The following is a 23,415-nucleotide window of genomic DNA, read 5'->3' on the forward strand; positions in this document are numbered from 1 at the left end:
GAGCCCGATGACCGACCGTGTGAGTATCGAGACCCACCAGGCGTGGGTCGAGTTCCCGATCTTCGACGCCAAGTCGCGGTCGCTGAAGAAGGCGTTCCTCGGCAAGGCGGGCGGCGCTATCGGGCGCAACCAATCCGACGTCGTCGTGGTCGAGGCGCTGCGCGACATCACGCTCTCGCTCCGGGAGGGCGACCGGATCGGGCTGGTCGGGCACAACGGCGCGGGCAAGTCCACGCTGCTGCGGCTGCTCTCCGGGATCTACGAGCCGTCCCGCGGCAGCGCGCGGATCCGCGGCCGGGTGGCCCCGGTCTTCGACCTCGGCGTCGGCATGGACCCGGAGATCTCCGGCTTCGAGAACATCGTCATCCGCGGCCTCTTCCTCGGCCAGACGCGCAAGCAGATGATGGCCAAGATCGACGAGATCGCCGATTTCACCGAGCTCGGCGAATATCTCTCGATGCCGCTGCGCACCTATTCCACCGGTATGCGGGTGCGGCTCGCCATGGGCGTGGTGACCTCCATCGACCCGGAGATCCTGCTGCTCGACGAGGGCATCGGAGCGGTCGACGCGGAATTCATGAAGAAGGCGCGCAAGCGGTTGCAGGAATTGGTGTCGCGCTCCGGAATTCTGGTGTTCGCCAGCCATTCCAACGAATTCCTCGCGCAGCTGTGCGATTCCGCGCTCTGGATCGATCACGGCCGCATCCGGCAGCACGGGGGAATCGAGGACGTGGTGCGCGCCTACGAGGGGCCGGAGGCGGGGAATCACGTGGCGCAGGTACTGCGCGAGCTGGCCGATGGCGGCAGAGAACTGGAGCCGAACCAGGCATGAGTGAGTTACCCGAAGGCGTCGAGGAGTTCGAGGAGTTCGTGCCGCCGGGCACGGGGCCGGACGTGCGGATCATCGCCGTTGTCGTCACGCACAAGCGGCGGGAGCTGCTGGCGGAGTCGCTGAAGGCGGTCGGCTCGCAGTCCCGGCCGGTCGACCACCTGATCGTGGTGGACAACGGCAACGAGGACGAGGTCGCCGAGCTGGTGGCGCAGCAGCCGCTGGAGGCGACCTACCTGGGGTCGCGGCACAACCTCGGCGGCGCGGGCGGCTTCGCGCTCGGCATCCTGCACGCGCTCACGCTCGGCGCGGACTGGGTGTGGCTGGCCGACGACGACGGCAGGCCGGAGGGGCCCGAGGTGCTCTCCACCCTGCTGACCTGCGCGGGCAAGCACGGCCTCGCCGAGGTCTCGCCGGTGGTCTGCGATATCGACGACCCCGACCAGCTGGCCTTCCCGCTGCGCCGCGGCGTGGTCTGGCGGCGGCTGCGCTCGGAGCTCGGCGACGACGACTTCCTGCCCGGCATCGCCTCGCTCTTCAACGGCGCGCTCGTCTCGGCCCAGGCGGTCGACCTGATCGGCGTGCCCGACCTGCGGCTCTTCGTGCGCGGCGACGAGGTGGAGGTGCACCGCAGGCTGGTCCGCTCCGGGCTGCCCTTCGGCACCTGCCTGCAGACCGCGTACCTGCACCCGAACGGGGCCGAGGAGTTCAAGCCGATCCTGGGCGGGCGGATGCACACCCAGTACCCGGACGACCCGGTGAAGCGGTACTTCACCTACCGCAACCGCGGCTACCTCATGTCCCAGCCCGGCATGCGGAAGCTGCTGCCGCAGGAGTGGATCCGGTTCTCCTGGTTCTTCCTGGTGACGCGGCGAGATCCGGCGGGGCTCAAGGAGTGGTTCCGGCTGCGCTCGCTCGGGCGCAACGAGCAGTTCGGCAAGCCGGATTAATTCGGTTGCGCCCGCGACGGCGGGCTGCGAGGGTGGGTGGCACCAGAACTAGCGAGGAATGGAGGTGTGCGCTGTGACTACGGCCTTTGTCGCCGTGGCCGGGCTCGGCCGCGCGTGCACCTCACTCATTCTTCGCTGAGTCCGGGTCGGGCTCGGCGCCCACTCGAAGGACTTCCCCCTCATGGTCGATTACGACCTGTTGATTCCCTATGGCTGGAACACCACCTCGTACACCGTGCCGGAAGGCGCCGTACCCGGCCGGGTGATCCGGACCGATCGTGGCGAGTGCGATGTCGCCACCCCCTCCGGGCCGGCCAGGGCTTCGCTGCCCCGGGCCGATACCGGTTTCTGCACCGGTGACTGGGTGCTGCTCGAACCCGCCACCGGGCTGCTGCCGCTCGCGGTGACCGCGTTGCTGCCCCGGCGCGGGGCGATCAGCCGCTCGTCGGTGTCGGGGCGCTCCGCGGGGCAGGTGCTCGCGGCCAATGTGGATACCGTGCTGATCTGCGTGCCCGCGGACGGCGATGTGGATCTCGGGCGGATCGAGCGGTTGCTCGCGCTGGCCTGGGAGAGCGGTGCGCAACCGGTGGTGGTGCTCACCAAAGTGGATGCGGCGGAATCCGTTCCGCTGGATGCCGTGCGCGCGGTCGCGCCGGGGGCGACGGTGCTCGGGGTGAGCGCGAGCAGCGGGGACGGGCTGGAGGTGCTCACCGCGGTGCTCGACGGCACCGTGGTGCTGCTCGGGCCGTCCGGGGCGGGCAAGTCCACGCTGGCCAACGCGCTGCTCGGCGAGGAGGCGTTCGCGACCGGGGCGGTGCGGGCCAGCGACGGCAAGGGCAGGCACACGACCGTGCAGCGGGAGCTGCGGCCGCTGCCGCACGGGGGGACGCTGATCGACACCCCCGGGTTGCGCGGGATCGGGTTGTTCGATGCCGCCGACGGGCTGGAGAAGACCTTCAGCGATGTCGAGAACCTCGCGGGTGCCTGCCGGTTCAACGACTGCGGGCACGAGACCGAGCCGGGGTGCGCGGTGCGGGCGGCGCTGGAATCGGGTGAGCTGACCGAGCGCAGGCTGGCGAGCTACCGGAAGCTGCTGCGGGAGAACGCCTACATGGCGGCGCGGACGGACAAGCGGCTGGCGGCCGAGCGGGAGCGGGCGTGGCGGGAGGTGCACCGGCAGCAGCGGCGGATGTATCGGGAGCGAGGCTCCGGAAAGTAAGGCTCGGTTCGCCGTTGTAGGGTCGGCTCGCACATTCGGTCTATCAGGAGGCTCATATGGCTCAGCCCGGGGGGTACCCACCATCCGGTTCCGTTCCGCCACCGTTCGGTTCGCCGGGGGTTGGTTACGCCGCCGGGCAGCAGAGTTCGCCTGGAGTTCCGCAGGTCGGGTGGGCCCCGGCGGGGCCGCAGAGCGCGCCCGCGTACCCGCAGCAGAGCTCGCCGGGGTATCCGCAGCAGGGTGGATATGCGGCGGGGCAGCAGAGTTCGCCGGGTTATCCCCAGCAGGGCGGGGCGGGGTACGCCCAGCCGGGCGGATACCCGGCCAGCGCGCCGGGGTACCCGCAGCCGGGCGGGTATCAGGGCGGACAGCCGGGATACCCCGCTACGCAGGCACTTCCGCAGCAATCGCTCCCGCAACCGGATCCCCCCGGCCTCACGGTCGACGCCTCGTACTCGGCGTTCGCCTTCCTCCTCGCCATCACCAAGCCCAAGATCCAGATCAACGGGCAGCAGGTGCCGGTCACCAGGTGGGGCCCGAACCACATCCCGGTCGGCCCGGGCCAGCACCACGTGCGGGTGAGCACCCCGTGGCTCTTCGACATGGGCCCGGCGACGGCGACCGTGCCGGTGCAGCCGGGCCAGGGCACGCGGGTGTACTACAAGGCCCCGGTGGTGATCCTGCTGAATGGCGCGATCGGCCCGGTGCCGCAGAAGGCCCCCGGGTTGCTCTTCCTCTACATCACGTGGGGGTTCGTCGCGCTCATCTTCCTGCTGAACCTGATCGTTCTGGTCGGAGTCGCGAGCTCCTGAGGGCGTGACCAGGGCGTCCGCCACGGGCGGGCGCCCTTTCTCCGCACCCCCTATGCAACTGATTGCATAACCGCGCTACCCTGGTGCAGGCACATCCCGCCCACGACAGGAGCAGTCGATGACGGATCAGGCTTCCAAGCCCCTCGCGAACAGGACGGTCATCATGTCCGGCGGCAGCCGCGGCATCGGGCTGGAGATCGCGAAGCGGGCCGCCGCCGACGGCGCGAACATCACCCTCATCGCCAAGACCGACAAGCCGCACCCCAAGCTGCCCGGCACCATCCACACCGCGGCCGCGGAGCTGGCGGAGGCGGGCGGCACGGTGCTCCCGTTCGTCGGCGATGTCCGCGAGGACGAGCAGGTCGCCGAGGCCGTGCGGCAGACCGTCGAACGCTTCGGCGGCATCGACATCGTGGTCAACAACGCCTCCGCCATCGACCTCTCGCCCACCGAGGCGATCTCGATGAAGAAGTACGACCTCATGCAGGACATCAACTGCCGCGGCAGCTTCCTGCTCTCGAAGCTGAGCATCGCCGCGCTGCGCGAATCCGCGGCGGCCGGGCGCAACCCGCACATCCTGACGCTCTCGCCCCCGCTGAACCTGGACCCGAAGTGGGCGGGCGGCTCGCTCGGCTACACCATCGCCAAGTACGGCATGTCGCTCACCACGCTCGGGCTGGCCGAGGAGCTGAAGGACGCGGGCATCGCGGTGAACTCGCTGTGGCCGCGCACCACCATCGCCACCGCGGCGGTGCGCAACCTGCTCGGCGGCGAGGAGATGGTCGCCACCTCGCGCACCCCCGACATCTACGCCGACGCCGCGTACCTGGTGCTGACCTCGCCGGCCACGGAGACCACCGGCAATTTCTTCCTGGACGACGAGGTGCTCGCCGCGCACGGCATCACCGATCTGGAGAAGTACCGGGTGGTGCCCGGCGACGGCCCGCTCACCACCGACCTCTTCCTCTGACCGCTCAGAGGTGGGTCTTGGCCTCGTCGTACCCGCCCGCGCGGGCTTCGCCGCCGGGGCCGTAGACCAGGTGCAGCACGCCGGTATCGAAGGCGGTGGAGGAGAGCAGGCGCAGCGGCTGCGTGCTCTCCTCGTCGCCGAAGAGCCGCTGCCCCTTGCGCACGGCGATCGGGTGCACGAGCAGGTGCAGCTCGTCGATGAGCCCGGCGTCGAGCAGCTGCCGCACCACCGAGGGCGAGCCGCTGATGGCGATATCGCCGCCCGGCTCGGCCTTGAGCGCGCGGGCGCCGGCGGCCAGGTCGCCGCGCAGCTGCTCGGAGTTGCGCCAGGTGAACTCGAGCTCGCTGTGGGATACGACGACCTTGCGCATATCGCCGAGGATCTTCGCGAAGACCGCGTCCTCGCCGCCGTCACTCTCCCGCTGCGGCCACGCACCCGCGAAGCTGTCGTAGGTGACGCGGCCGATGAGCAGCGTGTCCGCCGTCTCCATCTGCTTGCCGACGGCGGCGCCCATGGCGTCGTCGAAGTAGGGGAAGTGCCAGTCCTGCGGGTCCTCGACGACGCCGTCCAGGGAGATGAAGAAACTCGCGATGATCTTGCGCATGGGGTGCTCCTCGGAAATCCGTAGTGGTTACCGGAGCAGACGGAGCACCCCCGCGGAAATCATCGGCGAATGCCGTAGAGCCGCTCCCAGTTCTCCCGGCTGGTCAGCTCCGGCGCCGCGGCCCGGTACCGCTCCTGCAGCGCGGGCAGCTCGCGGCGCAGCCTGCGCAGCACCGTGAGCGTGCGGCGCAGCAGCGCGCGGGCACGGGCCTTGTCCCGCTGCCGGATCCGCACCCCGGACTGCGAGGCATCGGTCACCACCACGTGGTCGAAGAGCGAGACGTGCCACCAGTACGCGTCCTCGCGGGTGATGCCGACCAGGCCGGGGCGGGTGCGCCCGGTCCACTGGCCGATGGCCCGCTTGATCAGCACCAGCAGCGCCCGGCTCGGCTCGCCGGAGGCGCGCTGGATGGCGATCTGCGCGGCGGGCACCGGCGGGGTCGCGGCCGGGTGCTTGATCGTCTCGGGGTAGTCGGCGCGCTGGCCGCGGGCCTGCGCGAGCGCCTCGATTCCGCCGTCCCGCAGGATCTCCGGGCCGCGCAGGAAGTCCTCGATGCCCTGCAGCGTCGTGTGCACCAGGCCGTACTGCATGGCCACCAGTTGCTCGGCGATATTGCGGAAGAGTTGCTTGGTGATCTTCTTCCCGTCCAGGTCGGTGTGCAGCGCGCCGACGATGAGCGAGTTGCGGGTGCTGAAGTAGCGCGCCCAGTCGTCGTAGTCCTTCCAGTAGAAGTCGGCGTGCCAGACGGCGGCGTTCGGCAGGGTCACGGTGACGAAACCGTGCTCTCGCGCGCGCACGCCGTACTCCACGTCGTCCCACTGGAAGAAGACCGGCAGCGGCAGCCCGATCTTCGCGACCACCTCGGCCGGGATCAAACAGGTCCACCAGGCGTTGTACCCGGCGTCGACCCGGCGCTCCTGGTTCTTCTTCAGCATGCTGGTGTTGCGCAGCGCCTTGGCGACCTTCTGCCCGTGCATGAGCCGGTCCAGGTGCACCTCCTCGGCCCCGACGTTCAGGTAGTCCGGGTTGAGCAGGAAGAGCATCTGCGCGCCGACCAGCGTCGGCTCCACGGTCAGGTTGGCGAAGGCATTGAGCCGCAGCACCGTCTCCGGCTCGCAGAGGATGTCGTCGTCCATCAGGATGACGTCGGCGTGCTCGTTCACCGCCGAGACCTCGTAGAGGCCGCGGGTGAAGCCGCCCGCGCCGCCCAGGTTGGGCTGGCGGATGTAGCGCAGCTTCTCGCCGAGCACCGGCAGCACCTCGCGGAACCGCGGCCGCTCCTCGACCAGGTCGGTGCCCTGGTCCACCACGTAGACCGCGTCGATGGCGGCGAGCACCGCCGGGTCGGAGGCGAGCGCGGCGACCGTCTCGGCGCAGTCCGCGGCGCGGTTGAACGTGCAGATGGCGATGGCCACCGGGCGCATGCGCTCCGGGGCATCGGCAGACCAGGTGAGCTCGGTGATGCCGAGCGCGCCGCCGACCGCGTCCGCCTCGACCCAGAGCGCGCCGCCGTCGACGTACTGGTCCAGCTTGGCGCCGAGGTTGACCGGGCCGCTCGCGGAGACCTCGATGGAGTCCACGATCCGGCGGTGCCCGGCGATATCCGAGGCCACCAGCCGCAGCCGGGCGGCCGCCGCGACGTCGAGCACCAGGTTGACCTGCACCTCGGTGACGGTGGTCCAGCGCTGCCAGTAGGCCGCCGCGAACCGGCCGAAGTAGGTGTTGGTGTGCACCGTGGCGCCCTTGTCCAGGTGCAGCGCGAGCCGGTCGCGCTGGGCGCGCCCCTTCGTGACGACGGCGTAGAGCTCGTCGTTGATCTTCGCCGACGGGCCGGTGAAGATTCCCCGCTGCAGCACCAGGCGGTCCGGAGCCCGGTGATCGGAGCGCAGCGCGGTGGGCGCCGCCTCGGCGACAGCTCGGTCGTTCGTTTCGGTAACGGCCTGCGTAGCCGACTGATCCATGAAGTCCTCGAAATTCAGTGTCGTGCCGTCGGGACGGGCTGTGCCACCGTCGTCCCTGGATACCTTCGCGGCGGGCCCGAGGATATCAACGCGGCGAACCGGGCGCTTGCCCAGCACGGTCGCCGAGCGCGTCGTCGATCTCGTGCTCCACCGCGGCCCGGGAACCGGTGAAGACGAAGGTGTCGTAGGCCCAGTAGCGGAAGAGCACCGCGACGATCTGGCCGATCAGGGTGCCCGAGATATTGTCCGCGAGCGGCGAGGAGAGATCCAGCACATAGCGGGAGAAGGCCAGGCAGCCGAGCTGCAGCCCGATCGCGATCACATTGAAGAGCGCGTAGAGCAGGTACTCCCGTGCGGCGCTCCCGCCCTGCTTGTGCGCGAACGTCCACCACTTGTTGCCGAAGTAGGTGACCACCGTCGCCACCCCGATCGCGATGATCTTCGCGGGCAGCGGCGCGTGGTACAGGACGCCCTCGCCGCCCCAGAACACCAGCAGGTTGTACGTCCCGGCGTCCACCGCGAAGCCGATCAGCCCGACCACCAGGAAGGCGCTGCCCTGCCGCAGCGCGGTCAGCAGGCGGCGGCTCAGGGGTGCGGGAGCGGTTTCGGCGGACTCGCGGGACGACACGCTCGCCGACGGTACACCGGGCACGCGGTGGGCGCGCCCGGCCTGTACCCTCCCCGTGTTCCCTGTTCGACCCACCGAGATCGAGGATTGACCCGGGTGGACTCCTCCGAGCTTCGCATTGCCGCCGTGGTCCCGTGCCACAACGAAGAGGCTTCGGTCGCCAAGGTCGTCGCCGACCTGCAGGCCGCCGTGCCCGGGATCGTGGTCTACGTCTACGACAACCTGAGTACCGACGCGACCTCCGAGCGGGCGCGGGAGGCGGGCGCGATCGTGCGCCGGGAGAACGTCAAGGGCAAGGGCAATGTGGTGCGCCGCGCCTTCGCCGATATCGAGGCCGACGTCTACCTCATGATCGACGGCGACGACACCTACGACGCCTCGGCCGCGCCACTCATGATCAAGACGCTGCTGGACGGGCCGTACGACCACGTGCTCGGGGTGCGCCGCCAGGACGAGTCGGGCACCGCGTACCGGGCCGGGCACGAAACCGGCAACAAGGTACTGAACGGGGTCGTCGGCAAGGTGTTCGGCGAGAACGTCGAGGACATGCTGAGCGGGTACCGGGTCTTCTCCCGGCGCTTCGTGAAGAGCTTTCCCGCGGTCTCCCGCGAGTTCGAGATCGAGACCGAGCTGACGGTGCACTCGCTGCACCTGCGGGTGCCGCGGACCGCGGTGCCGGTCGGGTTCCGGGATCGCCCCGCGGGCAGCGAGTCCAAGCTGCGCACCTACCACGACGGATTCAAGATCCTGAAGCTGATCGCCGGGCTGGCGCGGCACGAGCGGCCGGTCGCCTTCTACGGGCTCTTCGGCACCCTGGCCTGGTTGATCGCGCTGGTGCTCGCCATCCCGATCGCGATCACCTACTACGACATCGGCCAGGTGCCGCGCTTCCCCACCCTCTTCCTCGCCTTCACCCTGCTGCTGCTCGGCAGCCTGGCCTGGACCGCCGGGCTCATCCTGGACGGCATCCGCCGCTCCCGCCACGAGGCCGCGCGCCTCGTCTACCTGCGCTACAGCGCGCCCACCGACGACGGACCCCGCCGGTGACGGTCGCGGAACCCGCCGCCTCGAAGGCCGAGCCCAGCACTACGCGGGACTCCCCTGCGGACAAACCGGTCGAGCGGCCGGAGGCCGGGCGAGATACCGGCAGGCAGGGCCGGGCGGGCCGGTTCGTTCAGAAGCTGGGCCCGGCGACGACGGCGTTCCTGATCCTGGCCGGACTGTTCGGCGCGGTCTTCGCCGTCATCACCCCACCCTTCTGGGGCCACGACGAGATCACCCAGTTCGGCCGCGCGTACCAGGTGGCGCACGGCGGCCTCCTGCCCCAGGAGATCGAGGACACCAGGGGCGTCGCCTACGGCGGCGACGTCCCGAAGAGCATCACCGACCTCATGGGCTACGCCCTCACCGACTACACCACCAATGGCGACGAGCAGAACCCCATGGCCGCCGACCCGTCGGCCTACGACCGCTACAAGTCCGCCCCGGTCTCCGAAGAGCTGGACCAGGTCTGGTTCACCAACACCGCCGCCTACTCCCCCGTCCCGTACATTCCGAACGCCGTCGCCCTGCGCGCGGCCGAGGCGCTCGACCTGAATGTCGGCGCGACCACCCTGGTGACCAGGCTCGCGGGGCTGGCCGCCTACCTGGCGATCACCGGCTTCGCGCTGTGGACCCTGCGCGCCCACCGCATCCAGTGGCTGGCCTTCGCCGTCGCGGTGCTGCCGATCGCGGTCTTCCAGGCGGGCACCGTCACCGCCGACACCCTGACCAACGCGCTCGCCTTCCTGATCTCCGCGCTGCTGGTGAAGGCGCTCTTCCTCGGCGACGGCCTGCGCCGCGCGGAGACCGCCGCGCTGCTCGCGGCCACGCTCACGCTCCCGCTGAGCAAGCCCGCCTACATCCTGCTCGCCCTGCTGGTCGTGGTGATCCCGGGCGAGCGCCTCGGCTTCCGCGGCGCCTGGCGCTACACGCACTGGGTCTTCGCGGCGGCGGGCGGCCTGCTCTTCGCCGCCTGGATGAAGGTGGCCGCGCCGACCGGCGAGGGCATGAGCCTCATGCGCCCGGAGCACCAGTGGGGCACCGTCCGCCCGGACGACCAGCTGCGCGGCATCCTCACCGACCCGATCGGCTTCGTCTCGGTGTTCGGCGAGAGCATCTCGCGCCGGGACCAGCGCTGGTTCACCCAGTTCTTCGGCGAGCTCGGCTTCGCCTACATCGACGTGCCCGCGCTCTCCATCCTGGCCTGCCTGCTCGCCTTCGTGATCGGCATCGGCATCGGCGACCGGCTGCGCCCGGAGGCGGCCACCTTCCGCCGCACCCTGATCGTGGCGCTGGTGCTGCTCGCGAACGTGGCCATGATCTACGTGACGCTCTACATGTCGTTCACGCCGGTGGACTACTTCATCATCGACGGCGTGCAGGGCAGGTACTTCGTGCCGCTCGCGGTGCTCACCTTCGCGGTGCTGCTGCGCTGGCTGCCCTGGCGGCTGGCGCTGCCGGACGGCGCCGCACCGGGCCGGGGCGCCGCGCTGACCATCGTCGGCGCCACCGCGGTCGCGCTGGTCGCGGCCGCGGTCAAGTACCACGTGCTGGTCTGGGGCTGAGCTACAGCGGCAGCACCTGCTCGCCCGCCTTCCGGTAGGCGGCCTCGGTGTGCTCCTTGTACGGCCGCCACCAGGCTTCGTTCTCCCGGTACCAGCGCACGGTCGCGGCCAGCCCGTCCCGGAAATTCCGGTACCGCGGGGTCCAGCCGAGTTCGGTGCGCAGCCGGGTCGCGTCGATGGCGTAGCGCTGGTCGTGGCCGGGGCGGTCGGTGACGTGGTCGAAATCGCCGGGATCGCGGCCGAATTCCGCGAGCAGCATTCGGATGACGGTCAGGTTGTCGGTTTCACCGTCGGCGCCGATCAGATAGGTCCGGCCCGCCTCGCCGCGTTCCAGGACGGCCCAGACGGCGCGGTTGTGGTCGTCGACGTGAATCCAATCCCGGATCTGGTGCCCGGCGCCGTACAAACGCGGCCGCTGCCCGTCGATGAGATTCGTGATCTGCCGCGGGATGAACTTCTCCACGTGCTGATAGGGGCCGTAGTTGTTACTGCAGTTCGAGAGCGTCGCGCGGACGCCGAAAGAGCGTGCCCAGGCCCGGACCAGCAGATCGCTCGATGCCTTCGTCGCGGAGTAGGGGCTGGAGGGGTTGTACGGCGTCAGCTCGGAGAAGGGCGGATCGTCCGAGGTCAGGTCGCCGAATACCTCGTCGGTGGAGACGTGGTGGAAGCGCACGCCGTGCCTGCGCACCGCCTGCAGCAGCGCGAATGTTCCCACGATGTTCGTCTGCACGAACGGCCACGGGTCGGCCAGTGAATTGTCGTTGTGTGATTCCGCGGCGAAGTGCACGACCGCGTCCGTTTCCGCGGTCAGCTCGTCGACGAGCGCGGTATCGGCGATATCGCCCTTCACGAATTCGATTCGGTCGGCAACCGAATCCAGGGATTCCCGGTTCCCGGCGTAGGTGAGCGCGTCGAGCACCGTTACCCGGACGTCGGGGCGATCGGCCACGGTCTGCCGGACGAAGTTCGCACCGATGAACCCGGCTCCGCCGGTGACGAGCAAGCGCATTCCGCGACTCTACCGCCGGGGCGCGGGCGGTCCGAAAACCGCGGCCCCGGTGCGAAAGTCCGATTTGCCCGGCCACCGATTCTCCGGCGTCAGTGATGTGCATCACAATCCGACCGGAAAGAACGGTGTCGGACGGTTTAAATCACGCCGAAAGACCTGATCAGAACCCTGATTTCGAAGACCCCACGGACCACCAGGTCTGCTCGGTGAACGGAATTTGAACACCCGGTCACAGCGCATTCACCACGCGTTAGCTGACCTGGCCTTCGATCAGCAGGTCCCCCTCCATCCGACCGCTCGATGAGGTTCACTACACATGTTCATCAAGAAATTCGCCGCGACGTCGGCTCTGCTGATCGCGGCGCTGGGCGTCACCGCGGGCACCGTGAACGCGGCGCCGGCGGAAGCCCCGGCCGACGCGGTGAACTTCACCGCGCACGCCACCGAGACCGCCACCTTCATCTCCACCGACTCCGGCAAGCTGGTCGCCGAGGACGGCGTCTTCAAGGTCGTCGCCGCCGACGGCACCGTGCTGGCCGGCACCCCGCTGAGCTTCCGCCTCGACGAGTTCGAGTTCCCGATCGCCGCCGAGATCTCCGGCAACGACGCGACCCTGACCCCGCAGCTGGACCTGGAGAAGGCCGTCTACAAGCCGGTCGCGCTGCCCTACGAGGACAAGGCGCCCTGGAAGAACGAGTACGACCGTGAGCTCGCGGCGTTCAACCGGCTGAAGGACACCATCTCCGTCGGCGCCACCGTCGGCACCCTGGTCGGCGGCCTCTCCGGCGGCGCGCTGGGCTGCGTGCTCGGCGGCATCGCCGGCGCCACCGTCGCCTCGGCCACCATCGTCGGCCTGTTCGGCCCCTTCATCCCGGCGGCCGCCATCGGCTGCATCGGTGGCATCCTCGCCATCGGCGCGCTCGGCACCCTGGCCGGCCAGATCCTGATCACCGCCCCGGTGGCGATCGGTGCGGCCATCCAGTACTGGAGCACCCTGAACCAGCCGTTCGTGGCCCCGGCCAAGTAATTCGGCACCTGCGAAACCCCGCCCCGGAGCTGCTCCGGGGCGGGGTTTCGGCGTTCCGGGTGAACCTTGCCCCGCACCGGGTGCGGGGCAAGGTTCAGAACTCGTCCGGCCGATCTACGTCAGGCCGTCCGAGCTCGCTCCTGGTGCTCGACCCGGTCCCGCACGAAGCGGGCGACCCGGCCGAGCGCGGCCCTGCCCTCGGGCAGGCTCGGGAAGATGCTCATGAAGGCGTGCACCTGGCCGCGCCACAGCTCCAGGCTGTGCGGCACGCCCGCCGCGGCCAGCCTGGCCGCCATCAGCTCGCTGTCGTAGCGCAGCACCTCGTCCTCCGCGGCGACCAGCAGCACCGGCGGCAGATCCGCCAGGTTGCCGTTGACCGGCGAGAGGATCGGGTCGAGCACGCCGTCGATCTCGGCGCCCAGCCGCACCACCGCGGCCAGCGCGGAGAGCGGGATGTAGGCGTCCCGGGAGACATTGACGTAGCCGCGCTTGGCCACGTGGTCCAGGTCGAGCAGCGGGCTCAGCCCGATCAGCCCGGCGGGCGCGGGCAGCCCCTCCTCCAGCGCCTTCAGCGCGGTGGCGAAGGTCAGGTAGCCGCCGGCCGAATCGCCCGCGATCACCACCCGGGAGGGGTCGGCGCCGTGCCCGAGCAGCCAGCGGTACGCGGTCAGGCAGTCCTCCACCGACTGCAGGATGGACCTGCCGGGCAGCTGCCGGTAGTCGACGTTCACCACCGGCAGCCCGGTGCGCCGGGCCAGGCTGGCGGCGATCGGCCGGTGCGTGCGCAGCCCGCACACCGCGAAACCGCCGCCGTGCAGGTAGAGCACCGCGCCGTGGCGCAGCGCGCGGGAGCCGCCGGCCGGGCGCAGGATCTCCAGCCCGAAGCCGCGCAGCCTTACCTGCTCGCGCTCCACCCCGCGCGGCTCGCGGCGCAGCCGGGAGAGGCCGTCCACCGCGGCGGCGGCGACCGGGATGGTGTGCCGGTTGATCGGGAGCTGCCTGAGCACCGGGCGGAGCACACCGGAGCAGGTGGCGAGCAGCAGGCGGGCGGCCGGGCTCGGGCCGTGCGGGTTCATCACCCGGCCCGTGAGTACGTCATCGATCGCGGTCATGGCGGTACCTACCTCACCCACGGGCGGGACATCCTCGCTGACGTCCCACTCCAGAAGATCACGACAAGTGTGATCCGTGCAACAACCATGCCCCGCCCGGCCTGTTCGGCAAACCCGTCGTGACCATTTCGCGGTCGGGCTGGAACCTCCCCGTCTCCGGCCCCGTGGCGAGCTGGCAGACTCTCAGGCCATGCGCGGAATCATCCTGGCGGGCGGCACCGGCTCGCGCCTGCACCCGATCACGCGCGGGGTGAGCAAGCAGCTCGTCCCGGTCTACGACAAGCCGATGATCTACTACCCGCTCTCCACGCTGATGCTCGCCGGAATCACCGACATCCTGGTGATCACCACCCCGGAGGAGGCGGGCGCCTTCCGCAGGCTGCTCGGCGACGGCAGCGCCTTCGGCATCGCCATCGACTACGTGGTCCAACCCGAACCCGACGGCCTGGCCAGGGCTTTCGTCCTCGGCGCCGACCACATCGGCACCGATTGCGCGGCGCTCGTGCTCGGCGACAATATCTTCCACGGCCCCGGGCTCGGCACCGGCCTGAACCGCTTCCACGGGCTGGACGGCGGCGCCGTCTTCGCCTACTGGGTCTCCGACCCGACCGCCTACGGCGTGGTGGAGTTCACCGAGGGCAGGGCGGTCTCCATCGAGGAGAAGCCGAAGGCGCCGCGCTCCAACTACGCCATCCCGGGGCTCTACTTCTACGACAACGACGTGGTGGAGATCGCCCGCTCGCTGCGGCCCTCCGCGCGCGGCGAGTACGAGATCTCCGATATCAACCGCGCCTACCTGGAGCAGGGCCGGCTGCGGGTGGATGTGCTCGCCCGCGGCACCGCCTGGCTGGACACCGGCACCTTCGACTCGCTGCTGGACGCGGCGAACTACGTGCGCACCATCGAGGAGCGGCAGGGCTTGAAGATCGGCGTGCCCGAGGAGGTGGCGTGGCGAATGGGGTATATCGATGACGACCAGCTGCGCGCCGCGGCGGAGCGACTGGTCAAGTCGGGGTACGGCGGCTACCTGCTCGACCTGCTCGAGCGCGGACGGGACTGGTGAGCATGGAGATCAGGGAGCTGGAGGTCCCCGGCGCCTGGGTGCTGACGCCGCGGCAGTTCCGCGACGAGCGCGGCGTCTTCCTGGAGCAGTTCAAGGCCTCGGAGTTCGAGAAGGCCACCGGGCGGCCGCTGGAGCTGAAGCAGGTGAACTGCTCGGTCTCCGCGGCCGGGGTGCTGCGCGGCATCCACTACACCGAGGACCCGCCGGGCCAGGCCAAGTACGTCACCTGCGTGCGCGGCGCCTTCCTGGACGTGGTGGTCGACCTGCGGCCCGGCTCGCCGACCTACGGCCGCTGGGACAGCGTGCTGCTCGACGATGTCGACCGGCGCTCGGTCTTCCTCTCCGAGGGGCTGGGCCACGCCATCCTCTCGCTCGCCGACGAGTCGACGGTGACCTACCTCTGCTCGCTGGAGTACAGCCCGGAGTTCGACCACGAGATCGACGCGCTCGACCCCGCGCTCGGCATCGACTGGCCGAGCGTCGGCCGGGACGGGCAGCCGCTCACCGTGGTCCGCTCGCCCAAGGACGAGGCGGCGCCGCCCTTCACGCCCCGCTGACCGGGCGCCACCCCAGCGGAGTGGCACCCGGTCGGGTAGCGGGGGTCAGCCCGCGGGTTCCAGGGCGGGCTCCACCGGCTTCCGGCGCCGCCGCACCAGCGCGGCCAGCGCGATCACCGCGCCGACGGCGGTGACCGCGGCGGCGAACTGCAGCCCGGGCCGGTAGGCGTCGAGCATGGCGGCGGGGGTGTCGTCGTGCGCCCCGCCCGCGATGAGCGCGGTCGTCACGGCGAGCACGATGGCCGCGCCGACCTGCATGGAGGTCTGCAGCACCCCGGCCGCGAGCCCCTGCTCGTCGTCGTCGATCCCGGCGGTGGCCTGGATATTGATGGCCGGGAAGCCGATCCAGCCGACGCCGATGAGCAGCACGGCGGGCAGCAGCACGGTGAGGTAGCTCGGCGCCGTGTCGATGCGCAGGAAGAGCAGGTAGCCGATGGTCATCACGGTGAGCGTCACCGCGATCACCGGCGCGGTGCCGACCCGGTCCACCAGCCGGTCGGAGAAGACCGCGGAGAGCGTCACCATGAGCCCCACCGGGAGCAGCGCCAGCGCCAGCGTGAGCGGCGACCAGCCCAGCCCGTCCTGCAGGTACAGCGTGACGATGAACTGCCAGCTGAAATACGAACCGGCGAGCGCGATCACGGCCAGGCTGGCCCGGACCAGGGTGCGCTTGCGCAGGATGCCGAGCCGCACCAGCGGGTGCCGCACCCGCCGCTCGACCGCGACGAAGGCCGCGAAGAGCACCGCCACCGCGACGAACGAGCCGAGCGTGCGCGGGGTCGCCCAGCCCACCTCGGGCGCGGTGACCACGGTGTAGACCAGCAGCAGCATGGCCGAGGTGGAGAAGAGCGCGCCGAGCAGGTCGTGGCCGCCCTCGCCGGCCGGGCGGTCCTTCGGCACCAGCACCCAGGCGGCGGCGAGCGCGGCCAGCGCCACCGGGACCGGGAGCAGGAAGGTCCAGCGCCAGCCGATGCCGGTCATCAGCCCGCCGAAGAGCAGGCCGCAGGAGTAGCCGCCCGCGCCGAAGACGGTGTAGATGGAGAGAGCGCGGTTGCGAGCGGGCCCCTCCGGGAAGTTGGTCGTGATGATGGAGAGCCCGGTCGGCGCGGTGAAGGCCGCCGCCAGCCCCTTCACGAAGCGGGTCAGGATGAGCAGCGGGCCGGAGCTCACCAGCCCGCCCGCCAGCGAGGCCACCGCGAAGACCGCGAGCGCGATCAGGAAGACCCGGCGCCTGCCGAGCAGGTCGGCGGTGCGCCCGCCGAGCAGCAGCAGCCCGCCGTAGCCGAGCACATAGCCGCTGACCAGCCACTGCAGCGTGGCCGTCGAGAGATCGAGTTCGGCGCCGATGGACGGGAGCGCGACGCCGATCATGGAGACATCGAGACCGTCCAGGAACAGCACGATGCAGAGGGTGATCAGCATGGCCCAGAGCCGTGCCGACCATCGGGCCGGATCGGTCGCCGCCGAGACGGCGCGATGCGTTGCCGGGGAAGTCATGAGCCGGAACATTACATGCACACGCATTAGATTCCAACACATTAAATGTCATTGCATGAGGTTGCCGTGGACACTAAGATGGGGCCATGTCGAACCTGCTCGGTGAGTGGCGGCGGCTCCTCGATCGCCACGCCACGGTGAGCTGCGCGCTGGAGAAGGCGCTGCAGCCGCACGACATCGGGCTCAGCGAGTTCGAGACGCTGGACCGGCTGGTCGACGCCGCCTGCGGCGACTACCGGATGAGCGAGCTCGCCGAGGACAGCCACCTGAGCCAGAGCGCGCTCTCCCGCACCGTCGCCCGGCTGGAGCGCGATGGCCTGGTCTCCCGCAGCATGTGCGCCGACGATCGCCGCGCCGTCACGGTCTGCCTCACCGAGAAGGGCCGCGCGGTGTACGACGCGGCCAAGCCCGCGCACCGCGCCGTACTCGCGGAAATGCTGTTCTAGCAGCAGGTCTCAGAGCGCGGTGCGCGCGTCCTCGATACCGCGGCGGGCGTCGACCGCCACCGCCTCGATCCCGGCGAAGGCGGCGCGGTACCGCGCGACCTCCTGCTCCTTGTCCACGAAGAGCGGGCCGGTGAAGGCCTCCACGTAGACCACCGGCGGCTCCGGGTAGGCGGCGGTGGCGCCCGGATCGAACTCCAGCACCACGAAGCGGCCGGACTCCATGCCGGGGTGGTAGCCGGAATCGGCCGGTACCACGCGGATTCGGATATTGGGCAGGTCGGCCAGCTCGCGCAGCCGGTCCAGCTGCGCGCCGGCCACCTCGCTGCCGCCGAGGCGGCGCCACAGCATGGGTTCGGCGATCAGCACATCCAGCCGCAGCGGCGCCGCGGAGCGGGTGAGCTGCTCCTGCCGCACCGCGCGCAGCCGCAGCCTGCGCTCGGTCTGTTCGGCGGTGAGCCCGGGGCGCGCGCCCGCGAGCAGCGCGCGGGTGTACGCCTCGGTCTGCAGCAGCCCGGGCACGGTGTCCACCTCGTAGCTGCGCAGCGCCGAGGCCGCCTCCTCCAGGCCGAGGAAGACCTCGAACCCCTCCGGGATGGCATCGCTGTACCCGGCCCACCAGCCGCGTGCCTTGGTCTGCCTGGCCAGCACGGTGAGCGGCTCGACCAGCTCGTCCGGCGCCGCGTAGACCTTGCACATGGCCTCGACGTCGAGCCCGCGCAGCGAGGTCTGGCCGGTCTCGATCCGCCAGATCTTCGCCTCCGACCACTCGAGGTGCCTGGCGGCGGCCCTGGTCGTCATCCCCGCGCGATTGCGCAGGTCACGCAGCTGGCGGCCGAGCTGGCGGCGCGGCAGCGTGGAACCGGTCACACCCCCGCCACCGCCCGGCTGCCCGGCCCCGGCGCTCACCCGGCGTGCGTTCATCGTCACGTCCCCCCTGTGTATAACGCTGCCCGTCGCGTCCGCGGGCGGCCGGCCACACCCCTCTGGCCGACGACCGCGCCGGATACGCGGGTTGATCGATCACGAACGCCCCGTTACGAATCTGGGCACTCGGACGGCATTGTTTCACAGTAAGTCGGGCAATGACGATCACTTGGAACAGCCGACCCGGTTCTGTCCATCGATCGACGGACATCGGTGTACTCATTTCCGTGAGCCGCGCCGGAAGCGCCAGAACTGCACCGCGCGAACATCTTCGGAGAGCTGGTTCACCGGCTCCGCGACATCGGAGAGCACCTGGAATAGGTCGTCGGCGAGATCGCTGATGTGCTCCACCCGCCCCGCCAGCCGAGCGGCGTTCACCAGGAACTCGAGGACCAACCGGACCGCCGCCGCGATGGTCAGCCCGAGCGGCACCGCCACCAGCGCGGCCAGCACCCCGAGCACCGCCGAGAACTGCCAGAGCGAGACGGTCAGCGCGATCGGCACCGCACAGGCGAAGACCAGGCCGAGCAGGTAGGCCAGCGGCAACAGGGTGAGCGTTGCCTCGCGGCGGAACCGGATGTCGAGCAGCCCGCGCACCGCGTCGGCCACCCACTCGCGCAGCGCCGCCCCGCTCTCGAAGGGGTCGCGGCGCTGCAGCGCGGCGCGCGGCTGCTCGCCCGCGGCCGAGCGGGCGAAGCGCCGGGCCGCCGCCTCCCGCCAGAGCGCCCAGCGCGAGCCCGCGTCCGGATCCTCGGGGTCCACGTCGGCGGCGGGCCGCGGCTCGCCCGGCGGCGGAACCGCGTCCGCGCTGTCCGCGCCCGCGCTGAGCGGGGGTTCGCCGGACGGCACCGGCGTGCTGTCGGAGTCGTTGCTCATGCTCGAATCCTCCCCGTATATCATCGCTCGGGCCACCGCACCGGACGGCGCCGAGCGCACTACCAGAGATCGGCTGTCCGGGTCGGAAATGAGACGAACATGACAGTTCGTAATTTTTCGGCGAACCGCGTAACGCCGAGGACACCGCGCACCGATACCTCTCGTGAATGCAGGACCTGACTCTGACCGGGGAATGGAGAAAGACAGTGCGTACCACGTTTCCGACTTCCGTCTCGGCGGCCGCGATGACCGCCGCCGCGCAGGACTACACCCAGCGTGGATGGACGGTCGCCGAAACGGCCAACGGCCTCTGCCTGATCGCCGATGAGGCGGTCGCGGGCATCGAGGTCGCCGGCGAGCTCGCCGCCGAAGTCCGTCGCTTCCTCCGCGCCAACAACCTCACCGGCCCGGTGATCGAGATCCCCGGCGCCGAGCGTCGTGAGATCCACCTGGTCACGGGTGTGGCCAAGGCCGAGATGGCGCTCGAGGCGCTGCGCGAGGCGGGTGCGGTCGTGCACACCGACGGCGCGGGCATCCCGCTGCCGCCCACCCAGCTCTCCGCCGGCTCCGCCTCCTGGGGCGTCGCGCCGGGCGAGGCCCGCTGGGTCCCGCCGGTGGTCGCCATCGGCGCCGCCGTCCGCGCCGCGCTGACCAACCGGCGCGCGCAGCTCACCAGCGTCGCCTGCTGAGCCGATCGGGGTAGACACCCCCACCGACCACGACCGGTGTCCGCACCGCCGAGGAACTCCCCACCCCGGCACCGCGGGCACCGGTCGTTCGCGTCTGCATCGAGAGTTTTTCCTGTCGTTCCTCTCACAATGGACGATGATGGGGGTATGGCCGCGAGCTCGAACACCAGGAACCTGCTGCGCACCTGCCCGCTCTGCGAGGCGGTGTGCGGGTTGCAGATCACCGTCGATTCCGACGACCACGTGGTCGCGGTCCGCGGTGACCGGGAGGATCCGTTCAGCCGGGGCTTCATCTGCCCGAAGGGCGCCAGCCTCGGGCAGCTCGACGAACACCCCGACCGGGTCACCGAGCCGCTGATCCTGGACCGCGCGACCGGAGTCCGGCGCACCGCGACCTGGGACGAGGCCCTCGCGCTGATCGCGGAGCGCATCCCGGCCATCCGGGCCGCGCACGGCGGCCAGGCCGTCGGGGTCTACCTCGGCAACCCGAACGCGCACACCGTCGCGGGCGCGCTCTACGTCCCCGCGCTGGTCCGGGCACTCGGCACCAAGAACCTCTTCTCCGCGAGCACCGCCGACCAGATGCCGAAGCAGCTGGCCAGCGGGTTGCTCTTCGGCGACCCGCTCGCGGTCGCGGTGCCCGACCTGGATCGCACCGGCTACCTGCTGATGCTCGGCGCCAACCCGCTGGAGTCGAACGGCTCCGTCTGCACCGCACCGGATTTCCCCGGCAGGCTGAAGGCGCTGCGGGAGCGCGGCGGCAGGCTGGTCGTGGTCGACCCGCGGCGCACCAGGACCGCGGAGATCGCCGACGAGCACCTCTTCATCCGCCCCGGCAGCGATGCCTACCTGCTCTTCGGCATCGTGCACACGCTCTTCGCCGAGCAGCTCGTGCGGGTCACGGTGCCGGTCAACGGGCTGGACGAGGTGCGCGCGGCGGCCGCCGACTTCACCCCGGCGGCCGTGCAGCGCCGCACCGGCATTCCGGCCGCGACCGTCGAGCGGCTGGCCAGGGAGCTCGCCGGGGCGCCGAACGCGGTGGTGTACGCGCGGATCGGCACCTGCACCGCCGAGTTCGGCACGCTCACCCAGTGGCTGGTGGACGTGATCAACGTGCTCACCGGCAACCTCGACACCCCCGGCGGCGCCATGTTCGCCACCGGCGCCGCGCTCGGCATCGTGCGCAGCAAACCGTTCCGCCCCGGCCGCTGGCGCAGCCGGGTGCGCCAGCTGCCCGAGGCCATGGGCGAGATCCCGGTGGCCACGCTGGCCGACGAGATCGGCACCCCGGGCGAGGGGCAGATCCGGGCGCTGGTGACGGTCGCGGGCAACCCGGTGCTCTCCGCGCCGAGCGGGCCGCGGCTGGACGCCGCCTTCGCCGGGCTGGAGTTCATGGTGAGCGTCGACCGCTACGTGAACGAGACCACCCGCCACGCCGACGTCATCCTGCCGCCGCCGCGCACCCTGCAGTCGCCGCACTACGACTTCGCGCTGCTGCAGTTCGCGGTGCGCAACTACACCAGGTACTCGCGGCCGCTGGTGCCGCTCGGCGACCGGCCGTCGGAGTCCGAGGTGGTGGCCCGGCTGGCGGCGGCGGTCTCCGGGCAGCCGCACGGCCCCGAGGCGCTGGCCGCGCTGGACGAGTTCGTGATCGCGGGGATGCTGCACCAGGCCGGGCTGGACGAGCGGCGGCCCGAGCTGCAGGGGCTGACCAGCACCGAGCAGCGGATCGACCTCATGCTGCGACTCGGCCCGTACGGGGCATGGAACGGCGGGACGCTGGAGCTGAACTCGCTGCTCGAGCAGCCACACGGCATCGACCTCGGGCCGCTGCAGCCGCGGCTGCCCGGCAACCTGCGCACCGCGTCGAAGCGGGTGGAGCTGGCGCCGCCGGAGCTGCTCACCGACACCGAGCGGCTGCGCGCCGCGCTCACCGCCGCCCCGCCGGACGTGGTGCTGATCGGCCGCAGGCACCTGCGCTCCAACAACAGCTGGATGCACAACCTGCCCCGGCTGGTGAGCGGCAGCAACCGCTGCACCCTGCACATCCACCCGGACGACGTGGCCCGGCTCGGGCTCGGCGAGCACGCGGTGGTGAAGTCGGCGGCGGGCGCGGTGACGGTGCCGCTCGAGCCGACCGAGGCGATCATGCCGGGAGTGGTGAGCCTGCCGCACGGCTGGGGCCACGGCGGCAGCGGCCAGGAGGTGGCGCGCGAGCACGCCGGGGTGAACGCCAATATCCTCACCGACGACTCGGTGCTGGACGTGCCGTCCGGGAACGCCGTCTTCAACGGGGTCCCGGTATCGCTCGCCCCCGCCTGAGCCCCCGCGCATACCAACCGGTTCACCAGTAGGTAGCGACTATTCCTGCGCGGTGTCCGCAAATTCTCGGAAAACCCTTGCGCACGAGCATTTTCGCCGAGACATAGTTCGCATTCCGGTGAATGCCGGAGGGGCGCCTCCCTAAACTGGTCGACGTTTTCGTTCGACGACCGGAGGGGGCGCCATGCCTGGTTCTCGACACGGCAGCGACGGGGAGCGCGACCTCCAGGAGCAGTACGGCAGTACCGCCAGGGCCGAGCGCTTCTACGACGAGCAGGTGCTCGACCACCTGAACCCGGCCATGATCGGATTCATCGCCAGGATGGATATGGCGTTCATCGCGACCGCCGACCGGAGGGGCGAGTGCGATTCCAGTTTCCGGGCCGGGGTACCCGGATTCCTGCACGTGGTGGACGAGCGCACCGTCGCCTATCCCGAATATCGCGGCAACGGCGTCATGGCGAGCCTCGGCAATATCCTGGAGAATCCGCACGTCGGCATCATGCTGATCGATTTCGTGCACGATCTGATCGGGCTGCACATCAATGGCAGCGCGCACATCGTGGAGGACGACGTGCTGCGGCCGCGGGTGCCGGGGCTGCCCGCCCAGCACAAGGGCCGGGTGGCCGAGCGCTGGGTGGTGGTCGATATCGAGGAGGCCTACATCCACTGCCGCAAGCACATCCCGCACCTGGTTCCGGCGGACCGTGAGCTGCGCGACTGGGGCACCGACAATGTGCGGGCCAAGGGCGGCGACTACTTCGGCGCCAAGGCGAGCCGGAGCGCGCTCAGCGGATCTTGAAGATGACCGCGCGCTGGACCACGAAGTTGATCACCGTCGCGGTGCCCTGGGCGACGACGAAGGCCAGCACCAGGGTGATCAGGTTGTCGTCGAGCCAGCGGTTGATCAGCGAGTTGATCCCCACCTGCACCGCGAAGGTGACGGCGTAGAGCAGCACCACCGCGAGGAAGCGGAGCCGGCTCGGCGGGGCCTGGAAGGTCCAGCGCCGGTTGATCAGGTAGGCGGTGGTGGTGCCGGCGATGAAGCCGATCGCCTTGGCGGCGTCCAGCGGCAGCCCGGCCGCCTTGTAGAGCAGGATGTACAGCCCGAAGTCGACCACCGCCGAGAGCGCGCCGGTGAGCACGAACCGGATGATCTGCGTCTTCAGGTCCACATCGGTGCCGCCCGGCTCGTCGACCAGGGGCAGCTCGGCGGGCAGCGGGAGGTGCGGTTCGGCTGACACGGGGAGAGCCTAACCTCCCGTACCGGGGAGTACGACAGACGCGGATCGACCCCGGAGCGCTACCTGTAGC

General features: G+C 70.5%; 23 protein-coding genes. 14 read left to right on the forward strand and 9 right to left on the reverse strand.

All coding sequences use genetic code 11. The features are described 5' to 3' along the window. Positions 1–7: 7 nt before the first annotated feature. From AB0H71_RS07835 to AB0H71_RS07855, 5 genes are all read left to right on the forward strand, one after another. Entirely contained in the window at positions 8–832 is an 825-nt protein-coding gene (locus AB0H71_RS07835; RefSeq protein WP_357016355.1) for an ABC transporter ATP-binding protein, read from the forward strand. Next, a complete protein-coding gene (locus tag AB0H71_RS07840) occupies positions 829–1,779 on the forward strand; it encodes a glycosyltransferase family 2 protein (protein ID WP_357016358.1) in 951 nt (316 codons plus the stop codon). The genes AB0H71_RS07835 and AB0H71_RS07840 overlap by 4 nt, the downstream gene beginning before the upstream one ends. Positions 1,780–1,960: 181 nt before the next feature. Then, complete coding sequence (gene rsgA / locus AB0H71_RS07845) at positions 1,961–2,998, forward strand: ribosome small subunit-dependent GTPase A (protein WP_357016361.1); 1,038 nt, start codon at positions 1,961–1,963, stop codon at positions 2,996–2,998. A 56-nt stretch (positions 2,999–3,054) separates the two neighbouring features. Beyond that, positions 3,055–3,810 (forward strand): hypothetical protein, encoded by a 756-nt coding sequence (locus AB0H71_RS07850; RefSeq protein WP_357016364.1) that lies wholly within the window; start codon positions 3,055–3,057, stop codon positions 3,808–3,810. Positions 3,811–3,928: 118 nt separating this feature from the next. Next, positions 3,929–4,780, forward strand: coding sequence for an NAD(P)-dependent oxidoreductase (locus tag AB0H71_RS07855; protein WP_357016367.1), 852 nt, complete (start codon positions 3,929–3,931; stop codon positions 4,778–4,780). A 4-nt stretch (positions 4,781–4,784) separates the two neighbouring features. Here the strand turns inward: AB0H71_RS07855 and AB0H71_RS07860 are convergent, their stop codons facing one another. From AB0H71_RS07860 to AB0H71_RS07870, 3 genes are all read right to left on the reverse strand, one after another. Continuing rightward, positions 4,785–5,384, reverse strand: a complete 600-nt coding sequence (locus tag AB0H71_RS07860) for a dihydrofolate reductase family protein (RefSeq protein ID WP_357016369.1) — start codon at positions 5,382–5,384, stop codon at positions 4,785–4,787. A gap of 59 nt (positions 5,385–5,443) precedes the next feature. Beyond that, a complete protein-coding gene (locus AB0H71_RS07865) occupies positions 5,444–7,345 on the reverse strand; it encodes a glycosyltransferase (protein ID WP_357016371.1) in 1,902 nt (633 codons plus the stop codon). 85 nt (positions 7,346–7,430) lie between these two features. Then, entirely contained in the window at positions 7,431–7,973 is a 543-nt protein-coding gene (locus AB0H71_RS07870) for a GtrA family protein (RefSeq protein ID WP_357016374.1), read from the reverse strand. A gap of 96 nt (positions 7,974–8,069) precedes the next feature. Here AB0H71_RS07870 and AB0H71_RS07875 point away from each other — a divergent pair, with 96 nt between their 5' ends. Both AB0H71_RS07875 and AB0H71_RS07880 read left to right on the forward strand, forming a co-directional pair. After that, a complete protein-coding gene (locus tag AB0H71_RS07875) occupies positions 8,070–9,020 on the forward strand; it encodes a glycosyltransferase (RefSeq protein WP_357016377.1) in 951 nt (316 codons plus the stop codon). Further along, positions 9,017–10,579 carry a DUF2142 domain-containing protein gene (locus AB0H71_RS07880; RefSeq protein WP_357016380.1) on the forward strand — a complete coding sequence of 521 codons (1,563 nt, stop codon included), beginning with the start codon at positions 9,017–9,019 and terminating at the stop codon, positions 10,577–10,579. The genes AB0H71_RS07875 and AB0H71_RS07880 overlap by 4 nt, the downstream gene beginning before the upstream one ends. A gap of 1 nt (position 10,580) precedes the next feature. On the opposite strand, the gene rfbB is transcribed toward AB0H71_RS07880, so the two are convergent. Next, positions 10,581–11,588: a dTDP-glucose 4,6-dehydratase gene (rfbB, locus tag AB0H71_RS07885; protein WP_357016383.1), complete on the reverse strand. Its 1,008-nt coding sequence runs from the start codon at positions 11,586–11,588 to the stop codon at positions 10,581–10,583. A gap of 316 nt (positions 11,589–11,904) precedes the next feature. On the opposite strand from rfbB, the gene AB0H71_RS07890 reads away from it, so the two are divergent. Beyond that, entirely contained in the window at positions 11,905–12,615 is a 711-nt protein-coding gene (locus tag AB0H71_RS07890; protein ID WP_357016386.1) for a hypothetical protein, read from the forward strand. A gap of 119 nt (positions 12,616–12,734) precedes the next feature. Here AB0H71_RS07890 and AB0H71_RS07895 read toward each other — a convergent pair whose 3' ends face one another. After that, a complete protein-coding gene (locus AB0H71_RS07895; protein WP_357016389.1) occupies positions 12,735–13,727 on the reverse strand; it encodes an alpha/beta hydrolase in 993 nt (330 codons plus the stop codon). Between the two features lie 190 nt (positions 13,728–13,917). On the opposite strand from AB0H71_RS07895, the gene rfbA reads away from it, so the two are divergent. Both rfbA and rfbC read left to right on the forward strand, forming a co-directional pair. Further along, positions 13,918–14,790, forward strand: coding sequence for a glucose-1-phosphate thymidylyltransferase RfbA (rfbA, locus tag AB0H71_RS07900; protein ID WP_357016392.1), 873 nt, complete (start codon positions 13,918–13,920; stop codon positions 14,788–14,790). 2 nt (positions 14,791–14,792) lie between these two features. Then, a complete protein-coding gene (rfbC, locus tag AB0H71_RS07905) occupies positions 14,793–15,347 on the forward strand; it encodes a dTDP-4-dehydrorhamnose 3,5-epimerase (protein WP_357018399.1) in 555 nt (184 codons plus the stop codon). 45 nt (positions 15,348–15,392) lie between these two features. On the opposite strand, the gene AB0H71_RS07910 is transcribed toward rfbC, so the two are convergent. After that, a complete protein-coding gene (locus tag AB0H71_RS07910) occupies positions 15,393–16,844 on the reverse strand; it encodes an MFS transporter (protein WP_357016395.1) in 1,452 nt (483 codons plus the stop codon). Positions 16,845–16,930: 86 nt separating this feature from the next. Here AB0H71_RS07910 and AB0H71_RS07915 point away from each other — a divergent pair, with 86 nt between their 5' ends. Next, complete coding sequence (locus AB0H71_RS07915; protein WP_357016397.1) at positions 16,931–17,290, forward strand: MarR family transcriptional regulator; 360 nt, start codon at positions 16,931–16,933, stop codon at positions 17,288–17,290. A gap of 9 nt (positions 17,291–17,299) precedes the next feature. Here AB0H71_RS07915 and AB0H71_RS07920 read toward each other — a convergent pair whose 3' ends face one another. Together AB0H71_RS07920 and AB0H71_RS07925 are read right to left on the reverse strand one after the other, a co-directional pair. Further along, the gene (locus AB0H71_RS07920; RefSeq protein ID WP_357018402.1) at positions 17,300–18,211 is read right to left on the reverse strand and encodes a helix-turn-helix transcriptional regulator; all 912 of its coding nucleotides are present in this window, start codon (positions 18,209–18,211) and stop codon (positions 17,300–17,302) included. A 222-nt stretch (positions 18,212–18,433) separates the two neighbouring features. After that, on the reverse strand, positions 18,434–19,090 hold the full coding sequence (locus AB0H71_RS07925) for a DUF4282 domain-containing protein (RefSeq protein ID WP_357016400.1): 657 nt from the start codon (positions 19,088–19,090) through the stop codon (positions 18,434–18,436). A gap of 206 nt (positions 19,091–19,296) precedes the next feature. On the opposite strand from AB0H71_RS07925, the gene AB0H71_RS07930 reads away from it, so the two are divergent. From AB0H71_RS07930 to AB0H71_RS07940, 3 genes are all read left to right on the forward strand, one after another. After that, a complete protein-coding gene (locus tag AB0H71_RS07930; protein WP_357016403.1) occupies positions 19,297–19,779 on the forward strand; it encodes a hypothetical protein in 483 nt (160 codons plus the stop codon). A 147-nt stretch (positions 19,780–19,926) separates the two neighbouring features. Beyond that, complete coding sequence (locus tag AB0H71_RS07935) at positions 19,927–22,101, forward strand: molybdopterin oxidoreductase family protein (RefSeq protein WP_357016406.1); 2,175 nt, start codon at positions 19,927–19,929, stop codon at positions 22,099–22,101. Between the two features lie 184 nt (positions 22,102–22,285). After that, complete coding sequence (locus tag AB0H71_RS07940; RefSeq protein ID WP_357016409.1) at positions 22,286–22,903, forward strand: pyridoxamine 5'-phosphate oxidase family protein; 618 nt, start codon at positions 22,286–22,288, stop codon at positions 22,901–22,903. Here the strand turns inward: AB0H71_RS07940 and AB0H71_RS07945 are convergent. Next, positions 22,890–23,345, reverse strand: a complete 456-nt coding sequence (locus AB0H71_RS07945; protein ID WP_357016412.1) for a GtrA family protein — start codon at positions 23,343–23,345, stop codon at positions 22,890–22,892. The two genes, AB0H71_RS07940 and AB0H71_RS07945, sit on opposite strands and share 14 nt — an antisense overlap. Between the last annotated feature and the right edge of the window lie 70 nt (positions 23,346–23,415).

The sequence above is a fragment of the Nocardia sp. NPDC050697 genome, assembly GCF_040654395.1.
In the GTDB taxonomy this organism is placed as follows: domain Bacteria; phylum Actinomycetota; class Actinomycetes; order Mycobacteriales; family Mycobacteriaceae; genus Nocardia.

Excerpts from the sequence above, each read along its gene's own strand:
- AB0H71_RS07855 (WP_357016367.1), top strand. The coding sequence starts at position 3,929 with ATGACGGATCAGGCTTCCAAGCCCCTCGCGAACAGGACGGTCATCATG.
- AB0H71_RS07850 (WP_357016364.1), top strand. The coding sequence starts at position 3,055 with ATGGCTCAGCCCGGGGGGTACCCACCATCCGGTTCCGTTCCGCCACCG.
- rfbB (WP_357016383.1), bottom strand. The coding sequence starts at position 11,588 with ATGCGCTTGCTCGTCACCGGCGGAGCCGGGTTCATCGGTGCGAACTTC.
- AB0H71_RS07890 (WP_357016386.1), top strand. The coding sequence starts at position 11,905 with ATGTTCATCAAGAAATTCGCCGCGACGTCGGCTCTGCTGATCGCGGCG.
- AB0H71_RS07925 (WP_357016400.1), bottom strand. The coding sequence starts at position 19,090 with ATGAGCAACGACTCCGACAGCACGCCGGTGCCGTCCGGCGAACCCCCG.
- AB0H71_RS07895 (WP_357016389.1), bottom strand. The coding sequence starts at position 13,727 with ATGACCGCGATCGATGACGTACTCACGGGCCGGGTGATGAACCCGCAC.
- AB0H71_RS07935 (WP_357016406.1), top strand. The coding sequence starts at position 19,927 with ATGGCCGCGAGCTCGAACACCAGGAACCTGCTGCGCACCTGCCCGCTC.
- rfbA (WP_357016392.1), top strand. The coding sequence starts at position 13,918 with ATGCGCGGAATCATCCTGGCGGGCGGCACCGGCTCGCGCCTGCACCCG.
- rsgA (WP_357016361.1), top strand. The coding sequence starts at position 1,961 with ATGGTCGATTACGACCTGTTGATTCCCTATGGCTGGAACACCACCTCG.
- AB0H71_RS07860 (WP_357016369.1), bottom strand. The coding sequence starts at position 5,384 with ATGCGCAAGATCATCGCGAGTTTCTTCATCTCCCTGGACGGCGTCGTC.
- AB0H71_RS07915 (WP_357016397.1), top strand. The coding sequence starts at position 16,931 with ATGTCGAACCTGCTCGGTGAGTGGCGGCGGCTCCTCGATCGCCACGCC.
- AB0H71_RS07920 (WP_357018402.1), bottom strand. The coding sequence starts at position 18,211 with ATGAACGCACGCCGGGTGAGCGCCGGGGCCGGGCAGCCGGGCGGTGGC.
- rfbC (WP_357018399.1), top strand. The coding sequence starts at position 14,793 with ATGGAGATCAGGGAGCTGGAGGTCCCCGGCGCCTGGGTGCTGACGCCG.
- AB0H71_RS07840 (WP_357016358.1), top strand. The coding sequence starts at position 829 with ATGAGTGAGTTACCCGAAGGCGTCGAGGAGTTCGAGGAGTTCGTGCCG.
- AB0H71_RS07865 (WP_357016371.1), bottom strand. The coding sequence starts at position 7,345 with ATGGATCAGTCGGCTACGCAGGCCGTTACCGAAACGAACGACCGAGCT.
- AB0H71_RS07835 (WP_357016355.1), top strand. The coding sequence starts at position 8 with ATGACCGACCGTGTGAGTATCGAGACCCACCAGGCGTGGGTCGAGTTC.
- AB0H71_RS07910 (WP_357016395.1), bottom strand. The coding sequence starts at position 16,844 with ATGACTTCCCCGGCAACGCATCGCGCCGTCTCGGCGGCGACCGATCCG.
- AB0H71_RS07940 (WP_357016409.1), top strand. The coding sequence starts at position 22,286 with ATGCCTGGTTCTCGACACGGCAGCGACGGGGAGCGCGACCTCCAGGAG.